Below are 18,996 nucleotides of genomic sequence, written 5' to 3' on the forward strand. Positions count from 1 at the left end.
CTAAAGTAGTCGAAGGGGAAGCTGCACTGACCGCAGTAGGGCTGCGGGCCCGGCAATAGGGCCACGATGAGCTCTTCTGAACCCTGCAGGATTAAATGCAGAGCCGTAGCGAGGCCGACTTTTCCAAATGAATCATGAGTGTACGGATTTCCACTTTGCTCAGGGAATAGTGGGGGTATGCTCTACAACGCTTCACCCATGCTTGATTTTGAAGACGCGAAGCAGCTTGCTGAGGAGTACATCGGCTCCAATCGCTTTTTTGTGGAGCAAGCCGTCATTGAGAAACCTTATGGTTGGTACTTTGTGGCTCCCAACAAAAACCTCTCACAGACAGAGGTTGGCGACGGTGACACGTCTCTATGCTTCCTTGTAGAACGTGATCATGGTCGGATTATTCAAGACTGCGATCTTTTTGGCTCAGCTGAGCAGTGGCTAGAAAATTATGAAAAAGGCTTTAAGCACAATGCTTATAACCTGACGATTGTTCAGGTCAATGATTTTGCGCTCACGCTAGAGTTTCTAGACGCATTGAATATGCTTTATACCATGTGGGAGTGGGCATGTGGCGTCGAGTGGCAACTTAGCGCTCGCTACACAAAAAGAGACATCAAAAGGCTGTTATTAGACTTACCTTGCACGTTCAAAGGCCAGTGCTTCGATGGTTATGAAGTGGAAATTTTTGACCGTATTCAGGAAGCCGGCTGCTGTGAGCGCATACTCACAGCTTACAGCAGAGATTAGAGCCTGCCTTCTCTGTCTCGTCCTCACCAAAGCCTCTATTGTTCTATCAGGTCAGAGGTAAGCGCTGCTTCGCAGTCGTCACCAAAGCTGAGGTCGTGCCGGATTGAGGCTAGCACCGCACACAGGTGTTAGCTCTCTGCAGCCTCAGCTGCGATCGCCGCGTCGATTTCTTCGGGGTGCTGAGCATAGTAGGTGTGGACCGCTTTCAAGTCGTCTCGGGTCAACTGTGGGTAGTCGTTGAGCAAATTGGCATCAGAGCAGCCCTGAGCGCGCAAGGCGACTATTTGCCACACCGGAATTTGCGTCCGACCTTTACTCGTCATGCTCATTGTCATCTAACAACCAGGCGTCTTTCTCATTTTTGTCGTTGCCATGTCTCATCCCAAGGTCTTGTGCTGTTTGTCCATGCCGAGCCACTTCAGGTGGCTCAGGGACACTCACGTCTTCGCCTTCTACCTTAGCGCTGCTCCTCGCATGAGTGCCCTCTGCTGCTTTTTCACCATGCTGCTGTTGCACAATCGAGAAGGTGCACTCTCATCAGGCGTGATCACGAGTAAACATGGTTGATTGAGAGCGGCACGCGATCGCCGCTTGAAACAGTGCTGTAAATGGTCGCAGAGAACCCGTTTTTTGGGGTGTACTAGTGGCTCTGGACTGGTTTTGGACTTTTTGGACTCAGAAAGCGGTAGTACAGAGGCCAATTTACCCGGTTTGAGCGGCTGAAAGCCCCATTCCACGTTGCACTTCTGCTCAGGGGGCAAGAGACCAACGCGATCGCTCAACCGACAGTGCTTGCTCAGATGGACATAAGTTGAGATTCTACTTGTGCCTCTGCTGAACTGACAATGACTTACAGCCAATAAGGAGATGAGTAGAAGTATCATCCACTCTCTGTCTAAACTCACTCGCAGTAATTAGAGGCTGAATTATATGTGGTGTGGATCTGACTCTTTCCCGACCTTCTTCCGACTGACGAAGCAGGGATATGAAGATTAGGTTGAATGCAGCAACTTCTAAATTTGAAAATTTCTCAGCATGCGTAACCGTTCAGGTAGGCGCTGGAGTTTAACTCATCCCCTGGTTTTGCAGTAGCTGGTGAAACCATCAGTTCCAAGCATTGAATTTTGAGGTAGCAGTATGGCAAAGTGTGACTATTGTGGCACCACGATTTTGTTCGGTGGCGTTCGCGCTGATCGCTATAGATTCTGTAATCGCACCTGCCAACGCAAGGGTTACTCACTAGCGGCGATCGATCAGATTCCGGAGGACTATTTAAGAGAGCAGGTAAGAACACTGCATCAAGCTGCTTGCCCTCGTTGTCAGGGTCCCGGTCCGGTTGATGTGCATACCTCGCACCGCATCTGGTCGGCACTGGTGCTGACGACTTGGAGTAGTAGACCACATATTTGTTGCCGTCAGTGTGGACGCCTTGAGCAAGTGAAAGACAGCTTGCTTGCACTGTTGCTGGGCTGGTGGGGCTTTCCGTGGGGGTTGCTTGTGACACCGATTCAAATTGTGAGGAATTTGGTAGGGCTGTGCAGTGGACCGAGTGATGCCAAGCCCTCGGACGAACTCTACCGTTTGGTGCAGATCAACATCGGAGCGAGGATTTTACAGTCTCGTCAGTAAGCAGTGTAAGTGGGTTGCTGGAGAATGTTCCCCTCCTGCTCCTACAGCACTCTACAAGTAGATTCACATCGAGCGCCTCCTCAAGCAACCTCGATCGCACCCAGCGCTTTCAATGTTGCGACTTCAGCTTCGGTTAGTCCAATCGCCCCAGTGATGTTCATGCCTTCATAGGGGCGTGGAGTGATAAATGTCTTCAGGCAGTTTCCAGTGTTCAAGTCCCACAGGCGAATGGTTTCATCAACACTACTACTGAACAATACTGTGTCGTCAACAATAGATGAAACGACACTTTGATGTCCCAGCAGCGTTTGCACACATTGTTCGGTAGCAAGATCCCAAATTCTGATGGTTTGATCAAAGCTGGCGCTTATAAGTTGTTGTCCATCTGAGGAAAATCGGATGGCTGAAACCGCAGCCGTATGCCCTTGAAACGTTTTCAAGCAGTGTCCCGTCTGCAGATCCCACAACCGAATGTGCTGGTCATTGCCACCACTGGCAAGCTGAAGTTGGGTAGGGTGAAGAGCAATTGCAAAAATTCGCCCCTCGTGCGCCTGCCAGTGTTTCAGGCACCTGCCTGTCCGTACATCCCATTGCCTCACCATGCCACCGTAATCTCCGCTCATTAAGTGTTGTCCATTAGAGCTAAAGAGGACTGGCATAATGGCACTGTTTTGTTCCTGAAAGGTTCTGACACACTCACCTGTTTGGACATTCCAGAGCTTGATGGTACGGTCCAAACTTCCACTAGCAAGTAGCTGCCCATTGGGGCTAAAAACAACTGTCCAGACCCAGTTGGTGTGTTCTTGTAAGGTTCTTAGACAGTGCCCAGTCTGCCAATTCCAGAGCTTCACACTGTAGTCAGCGCCACTACTTGCCAACAGATTGTTAACTGCTTGATTTTCATCACCAGCATTATGATCTCGCTGAGCGGGAAAAGCCGTACACCAAACGCGGTTCACATGCCCGTGTAAAGTTCTGAAGACGCTTCCGGTCGTGACATCCCATAATTTGACCGACTCGTCTTCATGGGACGTAGCAAGCACCTGACGATCAAGCGACATCGACATTGAGTAAATCGCGTTGGTGTATCCCTGCAAGGTTTTAACGCATTGCCCCGTTCGGATGTGCCAAAGCTTAATCGTGCGATCGTCCCCCCCGCTGGCTAACGACTGATCATCGGGTGTAAACGCCACACTCAGTACTCGATTGGAGTGACCGAGGAAGGTTCTAACGCAGTCGCCTGTCTGTAGATTCCAAAGCTTGAGTGTTTGATCGCTGCTAGCAGACACCAGCCATTGACCAGACGCACTAAAGGCAAAATCATTCACCATACGAGTATGCCCATGCAGCGTCAGTTGGCAGATCCCTGTTTTAACATCCCAAAGCTTAATCTCAGGCGTATAGCTGGCTTGGTCTTCGTCGTAGTTGCTACTTGCTAAGACGGTGCCATCAGGACTGAATTTCAGTAACCGCGCAAAAGCGTTGTGTCCGCTAAACGTCTGGTAACACTCGCCCGTCTGAATATTCCAGAGATTGATGGTTGAAGCTTGAGTGCTCAAAGCCAACAAATGAGAATCAGGACTGTAAGTCAGCGAGCGCACCAGAAAATTGCGTCCCTGTAGCGCTTCAATCTGCTGAGCCAAGAGTGCTGGATGCCAGCTTTCTGAAGCTTGACCTAAGATTGACACACTTTCAGCATCTGCTTCGCCAAGTAGTGAATCGGCAAAACAAATCGCATTGAGTAGATTCGGCGGTCCCTTACGAGTTTGAAGACACTGCTCAGTCCGAAGATTCCATATTTTAATGGAGTAGTCATCGCTGCCGCTGACCAGAAGTTGTGCACGGGGGCTAAAAACGAGCGACCAAATCCAGCTCTGATGCCCTCTCAGGGTTATGAGATGTTTACCGCTGGCAACTTCCCAGACTTGAATTTCATAGCGGGAGTCTGCGGTCGCGAGGAGTGTCCCATCCGGGCTAAACCCCAGGGTAATGACGCCAGAAAACAATTCTGCAAAGACAGAGCGGCTCAAATCGGCTCCGGCAAAATTCACTTCCGGTAGATTCACATCTTGAAGATAGGCTTGCCAAACAGTTAGCTGAGCAAAGTTATAGCCAGTGAGATCGGTTTGTAAACAGCACAGCAAATTGAGCAAGTTTCCAGCCGCATAATTAGGCGGTAGCGTTGGTTTTTGCCGCAGTTGAGCCAGAATTTGCGTCAAGTAAAACTCTAAACTTTTCTGGTTGCCAAGTTGATCAATCAGCTGACTGACGATCACTTGCAAAAGCAGGCGAACTTGGGTCTGCCTCACGTAGTCTTTTGCGGTTGCTTTGATTAAGGCATGGCTTTTGAATAAGGCTAGTTCCTGCTGAGTGATCTCTAGACAAATTTGGGCAATGAACTTCTCGCTGATATATTCCATGACGACAGGTTGGAGAGACCACCCCTGCTCAGTCCGCTCCACCAGACAGCGCCTCACTAATGAGGTCAGGATATCCAGAAGCTGGCGCTTGATTGACTCTGAAACGACATCGTGCTCTAGCTCCGACAACGAAACGGGTTCTCGACCAATACAGAGCCAGTAAAGGATGTGCTGTTCCGGTGTCGTCAATCGTGCATACTGGCGATCCAGAAGATCGGCGAGATCGCCAAACTGCAACCGTCCCTGCCTTAAGTAGGGGATGAATTGATCGACATCGCCACCAAACAACTCCTGAATTGCGGAAGCGACAATTTTCAATGCCAGCGGGTTGCCTGCGTAGTGATTAATGATGGACTGCCATGCCGCTTCATTCCTACCTGTGCAATCTCTATCCTGAAAAATTGCTTGTCCTTCGGCTAGAGTGAGTCCGGTGACAATGAGCGATCGCACCGTTGAATGCACGCCTTCTAGCGTTGCGACTTCCCTAGGCTTTTCGCGACTGGTCAGCACGAAACAACTTCGGTGAGTGATCTCGCCCACCTGATGGAGCAAACGACCATAGCCTTCATAGCCAGCTTTGTAAGTTCCCGACTGAATGCCGCCCTCCAAAACGGCTTCAAAGTTGTCCAATACAACTAAACAGCGTGTTTGCTGAAGGTAGGATACCAGCAGCGCCACTTTGCCCTCAGCGGTCGACGGTAAAGCAATGACCTGTTGGCGCGCTAGGAACTGAAGCAAATTAGTGAGGAGTTCATCGAGCGGGGGAGCATTCCGCAGCGATCGCCAAATGACCAGTTGAAACTCACCCTGAATCTTGTCGGTCAGTCTGACTGACAAGGCTGTCTTGCCCATCCCACCCATGCCCAGTAGAGCAACGAGACGATACCCTTCCTGCAGCAACCATTGGCTTAAGGTGTGCAGCTCGTTGGTGCGACCGTAGAAGCGGGATACATCGATCGCTTCACCCCAGTCAACGTGAGCTTGCTCTGAGGTAGAAGTCTGAAGCAATACAGATGGATCGATCGCCAGTCTCAGCTTGGCGGTTCGCTTGATCACACCGTGCAGATTTTGCTTTGTGACCTTTTCTCCCAAAGCGGTTGTGAGCGATCGCCAGAGATCTGCTCCGACATCTTTAATATGACCGTTGTCATAACCAGCTTTGGCAGCAATTTGAGCGTAGGTCTTCTCTTCCCATGTACCGCTAAAGACAGCTTCCTGCGCTTTGGTTAGTTTTCCCCGCTCCAGTAGTTGCTCAACCAGTGCGATCGCCTCTTCAACGGTCATAGATGCTGCCCTTGGTGAATTACAAGTGAATATGGTGCACCGTTCTGTATTTTGTGGTCAAACACGCTTGTGTTTGACCACAGCCAACCTGTTGGTTGGAACGAACGTTTTATCAGCTTTTTTCAACTTTTACTACAGCTCTCCCTTAATTTGCGGCACTGACAGATGATTCTTAAACTTTTAACCTGGCTTTGCTCCGACTTTTACCAGACCTTTTCCGACTGACAAGCTTACGACCTAGTAGATAAAGTGATCTCACCTTTGTAGTACAAGCTGCTCTAGGCATCGTGATAATTTCTGCAAGCCTTGTAGGGCAAATTGAAGCATCGAAGATGACAGTTGCAGGCAAGCTGCTAAAAATCTTCAACGGGTTGAGCATCTACTGAACGCTTTCAGTAAACCGGAATGAGGATTAAAGATGAATCGATCACCCAAGCGTGAATTTTTGTCAGGAACGATTAGTAAAGTGCTAACAGTCGGTGTCCTCGGTGCCACTCTAACTTTATTCACACAAATACAGCCTTCAGTTGCCCAAAACTGCAATGCCTTTGGCTGCTCTCAACCCGGTGCCGGAGCCTGTAATCCGTTTGGTTGTCCGAATCCTGGTGCCTCTCCCTGCACGCCCTTTGGTTGCCCAGCTTCGCCAGCTCCAGCTTCCGCTCCACCCGCACAGCCTTCAGTCATTTACCAACCGCAACCGCGGATTGGCGGTTCTCCACAGGCGATCGCGGATTGTATGAAAAAGCTGATGTACGAACAACGACTGGTTTGCACTCGCAGCTATTGTAGCCAGTTGAGTCGGGAAGATGGTTTTGGCGGTTGGCAACTTCAAACGGTGAGAACTGCAATCAGCGAAGCTGCTGCTGTGCAAGCTTGTCAGAACGCTCGGTAATTCAAGTGCGGATTGAATCTTGAGCAATTTAATTAGGGCTTTACTCAAGGTAAAAACTAATTTAGTCAAGGAGAAAGAAGATGCCAGCATCAGAACAAATTGACCAGGGGCTACAGAATCTTGAGGGTTTGCTTAAGAAATTAGATACTTCGTTAGGAAAGAATCCTAAATTCTCTGGCTTTGAGAAAGCAATTAATGACGCAGAGCAAAAGCTCACTTCAACATCTGATGATGCATTCGTCAAACAAACTCTTGATAGCCTAGATAATCAGCTAGACTCTATTTTTGGTATTGATCGACAGTACATTGTTGAATCAAATGGCGAATTCAAGGTCAACTTTAATGAAACGTTGAGTACAGCTTTTGGAAAGGGATTACCAGATCTTCGGGGTGATCTGTATTTGGACTGGTCACTCACTAATCCTTCTCAAACATCTGCTGGTTTCAAAAAAGTCCAACTCGACACTAGCTCTTTCTTCGATAATTTAATTGAACCTTTCTTCAAACCCGTTTCTGATGTATTGCGCCCTTTTGATCCCATTGTCAAGGTTCTAACTACAAACATTCCTGGGCTAGACGATTTTGGTGTTGAGATCAATTTACTTAGTCTCGCTAAGCAATATGATAAAACTATCGATGCAGGGTTGATAGAGACTATCAATGCTTTCTCAAGCGTTACTAATGCCGTAAAATCAGCTCAGTCAGCTTCCAGTGGTTTCATTGATCTAGGTGAATTTAGCCTCTCAGCAAATGGCGACATCATAAGCCCTTCAGCTTCTTCAACCAGCCCGCTCAACCAGCAAGGTCTAAATGAATTTATCCCTAAGATAAAATCCTTGACTGGAAATCGTTTCAGTTTACCGTTTCTTGAAACACCAACTACAGCATTTAATCTTTTTCTTGGCAAATCTGATGTAAAGCTGATCGAGTATTCAACTCCTGGTTTGAAGGCTAACTTTAACTACACTCAGATAATTCCAATTCCGGTTCCAATTCCAGTTCCTATCTATGCTGAGCTTGGAGCGGAAATCAATTTTGGAAGTCCTGGACTAACGATCGGTTACGACTCTTTTGGTATTACTAGTGATAACTTGTTAAACGGATTTTATCTTGATCGTAGCAAGGAAGTCTTCAATCTTCACTCAGAGCTTTACGCATCTGCTAACGTCGGGATAGAGAATGTTGCTAAAGCGTCAGTAAAATTTGATGTTAGTGGTGATGTTAAGTTTTTCCTCCCCGGTCAAGGTTCACAGCTACGCTATGCTGAATTGTCCAACGAATTCAGTAGCGGTAACGGTAAGTTTAACGCAACAGGTGCTGTTACCGCAGGACTAACTGGATATGCAGAGCATATTACTTTGAATCCAGTCAAGGCTTTTCTGAGCGCTGTTACAGGTGATTTTGAAAAGTTAGTTGAAACGTATAAATTTGAATTTGGACCAAGGATCAACATTTTTACTTTTGGCAACAGCGGTGGCGCAGGAAATACTGCACAGTTCAAGCCTAATCTTGCTACCTATGATGCAGCTACTCGTGAGTTGCGTTTTAATATGGGAGCAGAGAGCGATCGTGCAAAACGCAATGTAAGCAAGAATGTAATTGATGAGGAATTCACGCTCAATTCAGACTTCAGTGTGACTGCTTTTGGTCAACAAGATTCTTACAGCAACGTTGCTAATATTGTTGCTTTTGCTGACACCGGAAAAGACAAAATTATTGTTTCTGCTAATGTATCAGCGGAGTTACATGGGGGAGCTGGCAACGACTATCTCAGCGGTGGAAATCAAGGCGATTTTCTTTACGGAGATAATGATAATGATAAGCTCTTTGGAAATAAAGGCAATGATGAATTGCATGGAGGTAATAATTCTGACGAACTCTATGGAGGCGATGGTGTTGATAAGCTTTGGGGTGACAGCGGAAATGACCTACTGAATGGCGGCAACCAAGGTGACTTCCTCTACGGTGGAGAAGGTCAGGATATTCTATATGGGGGTGATATAGGCAAAGACAGCAAAGATGGTGATGATTTCCTTGATGGCGGTGCGAATAACGATCTGCTGATTGGTGGAGCTGGAAACGACACCATTGACGGTGGTGCCGGTACTGACGTAGCTTCCTACCTCTACTCCCCTAAAGGAGTAGTCGTCAATCTTGACACAACAACTGGATATAGCCATCAAGCTTATTCTTCGGATCTAGAACCATCATTTGAGATTGCGGCTGGAAAAGCTCAGGATGGTTATAGCACAACCGATACATTATTAAATCTGGAAGGAATCCTAGGTTCCAACCTCGCTGATATCCTAATCGGTAATAGTCAAAACAACGCGATTGCAGGACTAGGAGGCAGTGATGTTTTGATTGGCAATGCGGGAAATGACACGCTAGATGGTGGTGATGGCATTGATACAGCCAGTTACCGCTATGATCCGAGTGCGGTTTTAGTTTCCTTGGAATTTGAAACTGCATCGGATGGCTCAGGTGGACTGGATACTCTAAAGAACATTGAAAACATTGTTGGTTCTGAGTTCGCCGATCGCCTCACGGGTAACAGCCAAGTTAACATCATTCTCGCCGGAAAAGGTAATGACATCATTGACGGTAAAGATGGTAATGACCAACTCTTTGGCGAAGCTGGCAATGACGAATTCTTGGGAGATGCTGGCAATGACGCTTTAGACGGGGGCGACGATATTGATACACTCAATTACCGCTATGCTCCTGGTGCGGTTTCTGTCTCCTTAGAACTTGGCACGGCTTCAGATGGCTTCGGTGGAGTGGACACGCTCAGAAACATTGAAAATGTTATTGGCTCTGAGTTCGCTGATCGCTTGGTGGGTGACAACCAAGCTAACCTTATCCTTGCTGGCAGTGGTAACGACATCATTGACGGTAAAGGTGGCAATGACCAACTCTTTGGCGAAGCCGGTGATGACACGCTTAGCGGCGGCGCAGGCGATGACCAGCTAGTAGGTGATGCGGGCAACGATTTTCTGGTGGGCGATGCAGGCAACGATTTGATTGATGGCGGTAATGATATTGATACCGTCAGCTATGCCAACGCTCCGACTGGCGTTGTGGTCAACATTGACGAAACCAACAGCTATAGCAATCCAGGCGGCACGGTTGATCCCGAACCTACTTTTGCGATCGCTGCTGGATCTGCCACCGATGGCTTCGGCACAACAGACACCCTGCAAAACCTGGAAAACATCATTGGCTCAGACTTCAACGACGTTTTGATTGGTAACGCAACTGAAAATGATATCCTGGCTGGAGCCGGAAACGACCTAGTAATTGGCAATGCTGGTAATGACACGCTGGACGGTGGTACAGGTATTAACGTCGTTAGCTATCGCCGTGATCCAGGATCAGCATTCATCAATCTGGAGGAAGGAAGAGCGATCGACGGCTTCGGCAATGTGGATATTCTCCGTAACTTCCGAGATGTGGTTGGGTCGCAGGGCAATGACACGATCGTCGGGGACGCTCAAGACAACATTCTCTTCGGCGGCAGCGGTAACGACCGCATCGAAGCCCGCAGTGGCAACGACCTCATGTTTGGCAACGACGGCGCTGATACGCTCTTGGGTGAAGACGGCGATGACAAACTAGTCGGTGGAGCCGGGGCTGACTCGCTCAACGGCGGCAATGGCATTGACACCGCCTCTTATTTCACAGCATTGTCTGGTGTCACTGCTAACTTGACAATCGCCAGAGGTACCAGCGGCGACGCTAACGGTGACGTTTTCACTCAAATCGAGAACCTGGAAGGCTCCGAATTTAACGATCGGCTCACCGGGGATGCTCAAGCCAACTATCTCTGGGGTTTGAGTGGTGATGATTTTCTAGATGGACGTGAGGGTAACGACACACTAAACGGTGGTACAGGCAACGATCGCTTATCAGGTGGGGATGGTAACGACCTGCTTTTAGGGCAAACCGGAGACGATGCTCTGGACGGTGGCGACGGGAATGATACCTTGATCGGCGGCAGCGGTGATGATTTCCTCGAAGGTCGCCTTGGAGACGATCGACTGGAGGGTGGCGACGGTGACGATACCTTCCTGGGTGGTGCTGGCAACGATGCCCTCTTCGGTGAAGCCGGCAACGACAACTTAGAGGGTGGTGACGGCAATGACACTCTTAACGGCGGTACAGGCGAAGACCTGCTCTACGGCGGCGAGGGCAATGACCAACTCCTCGGTGATACGGGCAGTGATGTTTTGGAAGGTGGCACAGGCAACGACCAACTCTTTGGTAATGACGAGGATGACTTCCTCTATGGGCAGGAGGGTAACGACACGTTGAACGGTGATGCGGGCAACGACCAACTATTGGGTGGTGTAGGCGATGACCAACTGTTTGGCGGTGTGGGTAACGACACATTGGCAGGGGAGTCAGGCAACGACCAACTGTTTGGCGGCGCAGGCGCAGACCTGCTCAATGGTGATGATGGCAACGATCGCTTGTTTGGCGAAGCTGGGGCTGACCAATTGCAAGGCGGCAACGGCAACGACTTCTTGAATGGAGGAGAGGACAACGATTTGCTGTTAGCTGGAGTCGGCGACGATACTTTGGAGGGCGGCACAGGCAACGATCGCCTGTTTGGCGAAGCTGGCAACGATCAACTGTTCGGTGGTGATGACAATGACACCCTTAACGGTGGCACGGGCAACGACCAACTGTTTGGCGAGGCTGGCAGTGACCTGTTGGTGGGCGGCGAAGGCAACGACTCCTTAGCGGGAGCAGACGGCGACGATCGCCTGTTTGGCGAGACCGGGAATGACTCCTTAGCAGGCGGCAACGGTAACGATATACTCAATGGCGACGCAGGCAATGACTTACTAAGTGGCGATGCGGGCAACGACGCGATTGATGGCGGCAGCGGCGACGACACGGTGCTCTACCAAACGTCACCCGCCGGAGTCGTGGTTAACCTGAACTCCATTAGCTACAGCAGCGAAGCCCCTCCAGGACTGCTACCCTTTACGATCGCCGCCAATACAGCCCTGGATGGCTTTGGCACCACAGACAGCTTGCAAACTATCGAGAACGTGATCGGTTCGCAACTTGCCGATATCCTGATCGGTAGCGACATCGCCAACGTAATCCAGGGATTGGCAGGAAATGATCTGCTAATCGGTAACGCAGGTAACGATAGCTTAGACGGTGGAACAGGCAGCGACACCATTAGCTACCAGTTTGACCCGAACGCGGTCGCGGTGAATCTGGAAGCGACAGCGGCAATCGATGGCTGGGGCAACAGAGACCAACTCATCAACATCGAAAATGCGGTTGGCTCTGCCTTCAACGACTTCTTCACGGGCAATGCTGGAGACAACCTGATCCTGGCAGGTGCAGGTAACGATACTGTTTTTGGTCGTGCCGGCAACGACACTGTAGGGGGTGGCACTGGTGATGACGTGCTTTCAGGCGAAGCTGGAGACGATTTGTTGGACGGTGGCGCTGGCAATGATACGTTGTTCGGCAATAGCGGTACTGACACGCTGATAGGCGGCTTGGGCAACGACCGAATCAATGGTGGCGCTGGCAATGACCGCATTGATGGTGGCATTGGCAATGATGCGCTGTCGGGTGGTGGCGGACGCGATCGCTTCATCTTGCGACGTGAAGAGGGTTTTGATACGATCACTGACTTTGGCGGCATGGGTGCAAAGAACCGACAAACTCCAGCCGTTGTTGCAGAAATCGATACTCTCAAATTTGAGGGAACAGGCTTAACGGCTAAAAACATGCTTCTGACCCAGGAAGGGAGCAATCTCGTCATCTCGTTTGAAGGAGTGACAAACACTCAGGTCACCTTGCAAAACTTCAAGTTAGAAGATCTGGATAACTTTAGTCCTGAAGTGCCAGGAACAGCCGCACTGGGCAATATTCTCTTTGATAGTGAGACAGCCATTCAGGATAGTTTTGATGTTTTTGATGCGAACTGGCAATTCGACCAAATCCTGCCTAACCTTGGCAAAAATCGGGTCACGTTCCTGAATGACCTCGACAACACCACCAAGGGGTTTGAGCAATCAGATGATGTCATCAATGGTCAGGGTGGCAACGATACGCTTTGGGGCTTGAGTGGTAACGACATCCTGCGCGGCGGCGCTGGTAACGACACCCTGGTCGGTGGCTTTGGAAGCGATACTCTAACTGGTGACGCTGGCAATGACTTTCTCTATGGTCAAGACTGGGATGATTTCCTCGTTGGTGGTGCAGGCGATGACTTACTGGTGGGTGGCACTGGCATTAACACTCTTTCTGGTGGCTTAGGCAGTGACATTTTTGCTCTCACTGGGGAGAGTCGAGACATTGTGCTGGACTTCACCCTGGGGCAAGACCGTCTTGGACTCGGCAAGGGTCTCACGTTCGATCAACTCATGATTACCCAGGGCACTGAGGTTAATGCCAGCAGCACCTGGATCAAACTCAACAGCACAGGCGAAACTTTGATGACTCTGAATCATGTTCAAGCCAGCGCTCTGACAACCAGTTCTTTCCTGAGGTTGACCAACCAACAGCTCAATCCCGCTCTCTCTACCTAAACGAGCAGGAGCAAAGTGCGATCGCTTCCCGAATGCTTCATCGTAGGCTGAAGTCGAGGCTCTACGTTTAGCACTTGATGCAGGCGATCGCGGGATGGGGACAGGACACGGATACCGTTGGTGAATTCGTCAGAGAAAAATCACTAAGTGCTGAACCTTAATCACAGCAAGGACAGTTTAATTGGTCGTCGGGATACTAATTGAACCAAACATAGGGAACTCAAAGGTTCTTGTTTTTCTCTAACCGATTTGCCAACGGTATCGTATAAAGAAACTTTGCTAGTAGAAACGCGCTATGTCCTCAGTGGATCAGTTTACGCTTCGTAGCATCACTCAAGATGAGATTCCCCGCGTAAAACAATTTGTTAAGCAGGTCTTTCAAGTCGATAGGGATGGCTATGAGGATTGGTATGAAAACTGGGTTGAGCAGTGGGGTAGTGAGCGTGTTCCTACCGTTTTGGTGGCAGAGAGGCAGGTAAACCTAGTTGGGGTTGCTGTTAGCCATTACAATGCCTTCCATCCTCACTGGGTTGAGGTCATGGTGGGAGTCCACCCAAACTTTCGTAGGCAAGGCTTAGGTCGATGGTTACATCAAGCCCTCTTACAGGCTAGCTCACTTCAACCTCATCATCTTGGAACGAATGGCAGTTATTACAGAGGAAATGATCATGCTGAAGCCTTCTTGTTTGCACTCGGTTATCAGCACACTCTTGATTGCCACTGTCTTGAACTAGATCTTCAGGGTTTTGATTTTAGTCATCACCTAACATTGCCGTCATTACCAGAATGCAATCATCTCAAGCTTGTGTCTTTCACAGACTTGTTCACTCATGCCGAAATGCCGCAACACGTTTCTCATTTCTTAGCTTACCGATATGGTGAGGAACATTTCTGGTCGCCGCCTCAACCTCTAGAGCATCCTGTATGGAAGGATTTTCCGCTCAAGGGGGTTTTGCCAGCATTGAGTTTTGGGCTACTGACGGATGATCGGATAGTTGGTGCCGCGACTGCGTGCATTCAGGGTAATGACACCTTGGACATGATGTGGGGATATATCAGCCGACAGTACTCGATTGAGACTGCTGGCTTGCTGCTTCAGACCCTATATGCTCATCAGTTTAAGGCAGCACGCGCTCGTGGTTTAACTAGGGGAGACATAGAAGTTGACACAACAGATTTAGTTATTTTCTCATTGTTCCATTGGTTTCCCATTGAGAAAGCCACAGTTTGGCGTATTCTCCAAAAGCCTCGAACTACGTCTAACCATTCTGGTGCAGCGGATGACCTAAACTGCCTGTAGAGTTGCAAAGCGATCGACAACCGCTGACCAGAACCTCTACCGTAAACAATGCCGAAAATGCTTGTAAGTCGGCAATGTTAAGGATAAGCTGGGACGCAGCAGTGCGTGTTTGAGGCGTACTACAAAAACCGCCCAACCATCGTTTTCGGCAAAGTTTTCCAGTGCCCTGTGCCCCATCGACGCATGACGAATCCTGTTGCTCTCACTTTTCAGAAAGTAAGAACAACAGGAAGTACAAAGCAAGCTTAAATATCGGATTACTTCTCTCTACCCAACTCTGGGACCGATGCTGAGTGACATAGGAGGGGTGAATCGCGAGGCTTCTCCCTACCCTGATTCCTTCATAAACTAAGCTCATTGGGACGAGGAAGTGTTGTCAGCATTGGCAACATAACACGCAACATAAAGCCGGGTTCCACATACAGCGTGTTACCTTGTCGATCCATCACATAGACTGTCTGATTCGGCATCAGAGCGACATCACGGCTACACCGCGCATTCCACCAAGTGCCCTTAAACTTAACCTGCCCAATCCCCCCTGGCATTATGGCTTGAGTGACTGTAGCTTCGTAAGCTACATCGCGATAATTGGTAACGGACATTACCTCATTTAAGGAATCACTCTCTAATTCCTGAGCAAAAGCATTCAACAGATTTTTGAGCAAGCGAGTAAGTTTGAACATGGATCTTTCTCTTGACATCGTAGTTGACTGCTGTTTGGGAAAGCTTCAATTCTTTGTACAATCAACAAGGTAAATCTTCTCTGTTTATTGCAGAATTGCAGTAATAAATTAGGTGATTAATGCAATCTTAAAGAGAATAACTTGTTTATCGTATTTGCTTAATAAGATAATGGTTCATAATCCAAAAAATAGAAATCCACTAAAAATTCAGGAAATAAACGACTGGCTTAAACTGAACTAATTCAGGAGAAATCAGGAAAATTTCTTATGTTCAGGAAAATTCAGGAAAATTCAGGTAAACTAAGACTCAAATCCAGCATGGGTGCATTAGTAGTGTTAGCAGATGGATGCAGACGAAGCATTGACGCTTGCAGATAGAGCGGTTTTTGAGAAAACGAAAGAACACCTGAATGACGTCCAACGAGAAGTTTTTTTAGGTTCCTGGGAAGGGCTTACCTACGGTAGGATTGCCAGGAATACCAATCGGTCTGAGAAGTATCTCAGCCGTGACATTGGTCCAAAACTGTGGCTGCAGCTAAGCGAGGCGCTAGAGGAGGATGTAGGTAAAGCAAATTTAAGGGGTCCGATCGAGCGTTACCAAGCGCGATCACTCCTGCAGTCCCCGCATGCTCCTGAACCAGTAACTGCACCACCCATAGAATCACTGCTGGAGAGGTCATCGCCCCCCTCAATCAAATGGGTTGATCCACCTGATGTGAGGCTGTTCTGTTGTCGCAGTCGTGATTTAGACAATCTGACTGACTGGATTGCCAAAGACTACTGCCGCCTAGTGATGCTCTACGGTATGACAGGTATTGGTAAGACTTGGTTATCAGTGAAGCTGTCACAGCAATTACAAGTTAACGATGAGACCTTTGAGTTTTTGTATTGGCGATCGCTGCAATCAGCCCCTTCATTGTCCGAGTTGCTCCACGATCTAATTGGGTTCCTGTCTCAGCAAACTGAGTTAGAGCTTTCTTTAACTCAGCTCAGACATTATTTGACCCAGCATCGCTGCTTGATTGTGTTCGATCAATTAGAAACGCTGTTGCAACCAGGCGTTTATGATGGCTCCTATCGGCGTGGTTATGAGGACTACAGCGAGCTGCTGCGCCTCATCGGGGAATCTGATCATCAAAGCTGCGTTGTGCTGGTCAGTAGTCACCAATTTAGACAGGTGGAGCGACTGGGTAGCGATAGTCCCCTTGTACGCTCCTGGCAACTGCCAAGGTTAAGAGAGCGGGACTGGGAAGCCGTTTGCCATGCCCGTGCTAAGGTCGTCGGTCGTGCAATGCCGTACGGTACTGATCAACAATGGAGAAGCTTGGTTCGGTGCTATGACGGCAACCCGCGCTGGCTCAGTGAGGCGACCGATACCATTTTGAGCACTTTTGACGGCAGTGTTAGCAGCTTTTTAGAACAACTGGGACCAAACGAAACAGCGCTGTTGGATGCCGTGCAATTGCAACTCAACCAGCACTTTAGCTACCTCTCAGACTTGGAAATAACGATTATTCATTGTTTGACAACAATTCAAGAACCCGCTACCTTGATGGAAATACTACAATCTGTAGTACGGCTAGTGCCGCAGCTAAATCAATTTCGACTAGGAGATGTTATGCAATCCTTAAGGCGTCGGTCTCTGATTGAAGGCAACTTGTCTTTCTGCTACCGAGAGTCACTAGGCTTGGTTGTGAGAGCTTATCTAGCGAACCAAGGAAGTGCTGTCAATGATTAGGCTGTTTGAGAGAAGAGCTTTTTCACTCTCTTTCATCTATTTAACAGCCGGTACGCCTATCAAATCGGCAACCACTTTAACAACTGTCTAAAGTAAGAATACTTTTCTCAGCCCAGATCTCTATAATTCTCCCATCACACAGTAATATGCTGCACTGTTTGCTTGAGCTTTATCACCAGTCTTTTCTGTAGTTGAGGTTGTTCTTTGCGGTAACTGTCTATCCGCTTGCGGTACGCGGCGATTGCAGAAGTAACGGAACTTGAAGGTGGAACTGTTTACTCAGTAGTGTCTTAACTTCCTGTGGAAGTTAAGACACTACTGATGCAGGTTGATTATCAGTGTAAATCAGGGTTGAGATTGTCATGCATAGCTACCATAGTCGACAGGACACTTGGGAAGAATCAATTGTCTACGATCATTTGCGCGATCTCCGCCAGGTAGAATCGCCAGAGCAAGTGCTTGATCGCTTTGTTACTCTCTTTATTGATGGCGTAGATTACCCTGATCCCAGTATTCTTGCAGCCCTGCATACTGTGGCTGCAATGCGCTGGGCACAAACAGAATTTAGGTTTTTCCTTAATCGTTGCTGTCATATTTTGACCAATTACTGGGGCACTTATCCTGCCTGCCAACCTTGGATCGTTGAGTTGGTTGACCTCTTTGAATGCACCCCTTTGAGAACTGGTTACTCCCAGGAGTCCCGGCGCTTACAGCAGTTAGTGCAACAGTTTCGTGAGACAGAGCAATATAAAGCCTTACGACGCTTGAGAGAAACATTCAGCCCAACGAGGCAAGAAACCGCTGACACTTCCGATCTAGGAAGGAGTAAGGTGACTGCTAACAAGCATCAACTGGGATCGGATCATGCCACCGTCAGGAAGCTGGTTCATCGGTATCCTTTTTTGTATCCCTACTGCTTAGGTAGCGATGATACTGAGGGACGGCAAATGATTAACCAAGTGCGTTTAGAAAGAGAGCAGAAAATTGAGACGGATTTATCACGTTATCTAACTTCATTGGTGCGGCAGCAAGCAGCACGTCCTTCCAGTAGCGCTAGCTCAATGAGCAATCCGACACTGCTGAGTCAAGAGCAATTCATCATGGCAGCAAAGCAGTTTGCAGGGAAGATTGATGGACCTTACACCTGTAAAGATTTAGCTCGGCAATTCTTAAAGGCTAATTGGGGGAATTCCTACTTGGACTTCAAGCATGAGCTACATCAATACCTCACCCGTGAGATTGGTAGAAGCTTTCCAAGATACAACAAGAGTTCTTTCAGCCCTGCATTATGGCAACTACTGAGGAATATGCAACCGCAAAACGATGATCAGCCATTGCAAGCCTCTCTGCTAGGTAGAACCTGCAACCAGCTAATGGATACATTGCTAGTTAATCCACAGTTATCTACAGAGCATATGCGCTTTATCGATTTGACCGAGAATACGAGCGCGACCCATATCATCGATTTACTGCTGAAAATCTTGCTCTTGTGCCAACAACTACAATCTAATTTAGAGAGGCGGTTTGCAGCTTTATTTAAGCACTATGAACTGTTTGTACGCGATGGTATCGATTGGTTGGTGCAGTCTCTAGAGAATCTACAGATTGCGCTGTCAATTCATTTTGGAGTGAGTAAGCTGGATTTCTCGCTGGTGAATCAGTTATGACTGAGTCCATGTCGAAAGAAGCCTTGACGAGTATGTCTCTGCTATACAAAAGCATACTCACACTGCAAAGGCGACCTCC

General features: G+C 48.5%; 11 protein-coding genes. 7 read left to right on the plus strand and 4 right to left on the minus strand.

What is annotated here, in order from left to right:
* Positions 1–198: 198 nt before the first annotated feature.
* Complete coding sequence (locus AC5JLP_RS27575; protein ID WP_496071046.1) at positions 199–741, plus strand: hypothetical protein; 543 nt, start codon at positions 199–201, stop codon at positions 739–741.
* 128 nt (positions 742–869) lie between these two features.
* Here the strand turns inward: AC5JLP_RS27575 and AC5JLP_RS27580 are convergent, their stop codons facing one another.
* Together AC5JLP_RS27580 and AC5JLP_RS27585 are read right to left on the minus strand one after the other, a co-directional pair.
* Positions 870–1,064: a DUF433 domain-containing protein gene (locus AC5JLP_RS27580; protein WP_496071047.1), complete on the minus strand. Its 195-nt coding sequence runs from the start codon at positions 1,062–1,064 to the stop codon at positions 870–872.
* The gene (locus AC5JLP_RS27585; RefSeq protein ID WP_496071048.1) at positions 1,054–1,257 is read right to left on the minus strand and encodes a hypothetical protein; all 204 of its coding nucleotides are present in this window, start codon (positions 1,255–1,257) and stop codon (positions 1,054–1,056) included. Before AC5JLP_RS27585 ends, AC5JLP_RS27580 begins: the two co-directional genes overlap by 11 nt.
* A 621-nt stretch (positions 1,258–1,878) precedes the next feature.
* Here AC5JLP_RS27585 and AC5JLP_RS27590 point away from each other — a divergent pair.
* A complete protein-coding gene (locus AC5JLP_RS27590; RefSeq protein WP_496071049.1) occupies positions 1,879–2,370 on the plus strand; it encodes a hypothetical protein in 492 nt (163 codons plus the stop codon).
* 80 nt (positions 2,371–2,450) lie between these two features.
* Here AC5JLP_RS27590 and AC5JLP_RS27595 read toward each other — a convergent pair whose 3' ends face one another.
* A complete protein-coding gene (locus tag AC5JLP_RS27595; RefSeq protein WP_496071050.1) occupies positions 2,451–6,074 on the minus strand; it encodes a WD40 domain-containing protein in 3,624 nt (1,207 codons plus the stop codon).
* A 418-nt stretch (positions 6,075–6,492) separates the two neighbouring features.
* Here AC5JLP_RS27595 and AC5JLP_RS27600 point away from each other — a divergent pair, with 418 nt between their 5' ends.
* The 3 genes from AC5JLP_RS27600 (at position 6,493) to AC5JLP_RS27610 (ending at position 14,829) form a co-directional block, all read left to right on the plus strand.
* The gene (locus tag AC5JLP_RS27600) at positions 6,493–6,966 is read left to right on the plus strand and encodes a hypothetical protein (RefSeq protein WP_496071051.1); all 474 of its coding nucleotides are present in this window, start codon (positions 6,493–6,495) and stop codon (positions 6,964–6,966) included.
* Positions 6,967–7,046: 80 nt separating this feature from the next.
* The gene (locus AC5JLP_RS27605) at positions 7,047–13,529 is read left to right on the plus strand and encodes a hypothetical protein (RefSeq protein ID WP_496071052.1); all 6,483 of its coding nucleotides are present in this window, start codon (positions 7,047–7,049) and stop codon (positions 13,527–13,529) included.
* Positions 13,530–13,824: 295 nt separating this feature from the next.
* Complete coding sequence (locus tag AC5JLP_RS27610; RefSeq protein WP_496071053.1) at positions 13,825–14,829, plus strand: GNAT family N-acetyltransferase; 1,005 nt, start codon at positions 13,825–13,827, stop codon at positions 14,827–14,829.
* A 341-nt stretch (positions 14,830–15,170) separates the two neighbouring features.
* Here the strand turns inward: AC5JLP_RS27610 and AC5JLP_RS27615 are convergent, their stop codons facing one another.
* Entirely contained in the window at positions 15,171–15,512 is a 342-nt protein-coding gene (locus tag AC5JLP_RS27615) for an NfeD family protein (RefSeq protein WP_496071054.1), read from the minus strand.
* Positions 15,513–15,855: 343 nt separating this feature from the next.
* Here AC5JLP_RS27615 and AC5JLP_RS27620 point away from each other — a divergent pair, with 343 nt between their 5' ends.
* The gene (locus AC5JLP_RS27620; protein ID WP_496071055.1) at positions 15,856–17,250 is read left to right on the plus strand and encodes a helix-turn-helix domain-containing protein; all 1,395 of its coding nucleotides are present in this window, start codon (positions 15,856–15,858) and stop codon (positions 17,248–17,250) included.
* Between the two features lie 362 nt (positions 17,251–17,612).
* Positions 17,613–18,917: a Sll1247 family protein gene (locus AC5JLP_RS27625; RefSeq protein WP_496071056.1), complete on the plus strand. Its 1,305-nt coding sequence runs from the start codon at positions 17,613–17,615 to the stop codon at positions 18,915–18,917.
* The last annotated feature ends 79 nt before the right edge of the window (positions 18,918–18,996 follow it).

It is taken from the genome of Stenomitos rutilans (assembly GCF_059505485.1).

Coding starts and splice junctions, on each gene's coding strand:
- AC5JLP_RS27575 (WP_496071046.1), top strand. CDS start 199: ATGCTTGATTTTGAAGACGCGAAGCAGCTTGCTGAGGAGTACATCGGC.
- AC5JLP_RS27580 (WP_496071047.1), bottom strand. CDS start 1,064: ATGACGAGTAAAGGTCGGACGCAAATTCCGGTGTGGCAAATAGTCGCC.
- AC5JLP_RS27590 (WP_496071049.1), top strand. CDS start 1,879: ATGGCAAAGTGTGACTATTGTGGCACCACGATTTTGTTCGGTGGCGTT.
- AC5JLP_RS27595 (WP_496071050.1), bottom strand. CDS start 6,074: ATGACCGTTGAAGAGGCGATCGCACTGGTTGAGCAACTACTGGAGCGG.
- AC5JLP_RS27600 (WP_496071051.1), top strand. CDS start 6,493: ATGAATCGATCACCCAAGCGTGAATTTTTGTCAGGAACGATTAGTAAA.
- AC5JLP_RS27605 (WP_496071052.1), top strand. CDS start 7,047: ATGCCAGCATCAGAACAAATTGACCAGGGGCTACAGAATCTTGAGGGT.
- AC5JLP_RS27610 (WP_496071053.1), top strand. CDS start 13,825: ATGTCCTCAGTGGATCAGTTTACGCTTCGTAGCATCACTCAAGATGAG.
- AC5JLP_RS27615 (WP_496071054.1), bottom strand. CDS start 15,512: ATGTTCAAACTTACTCGCTTGCTCAAAAATCTGTTGAATGCTTTTGCT.
- AC5JLP_RS27620 (WP_496071055.1), top strand. CDS start 15,856: ATGGATGCAGACGAAGCATTGACGCTTGCAGATAGAGCGGTTTTTGAG.
- AC5JLP_RS27625 (WP_496071056.1), top strand. CDS start 17,613: ATGCATAGCTACCATAGTCGACAGGACACTTGGGAAGAATCAATTGTC.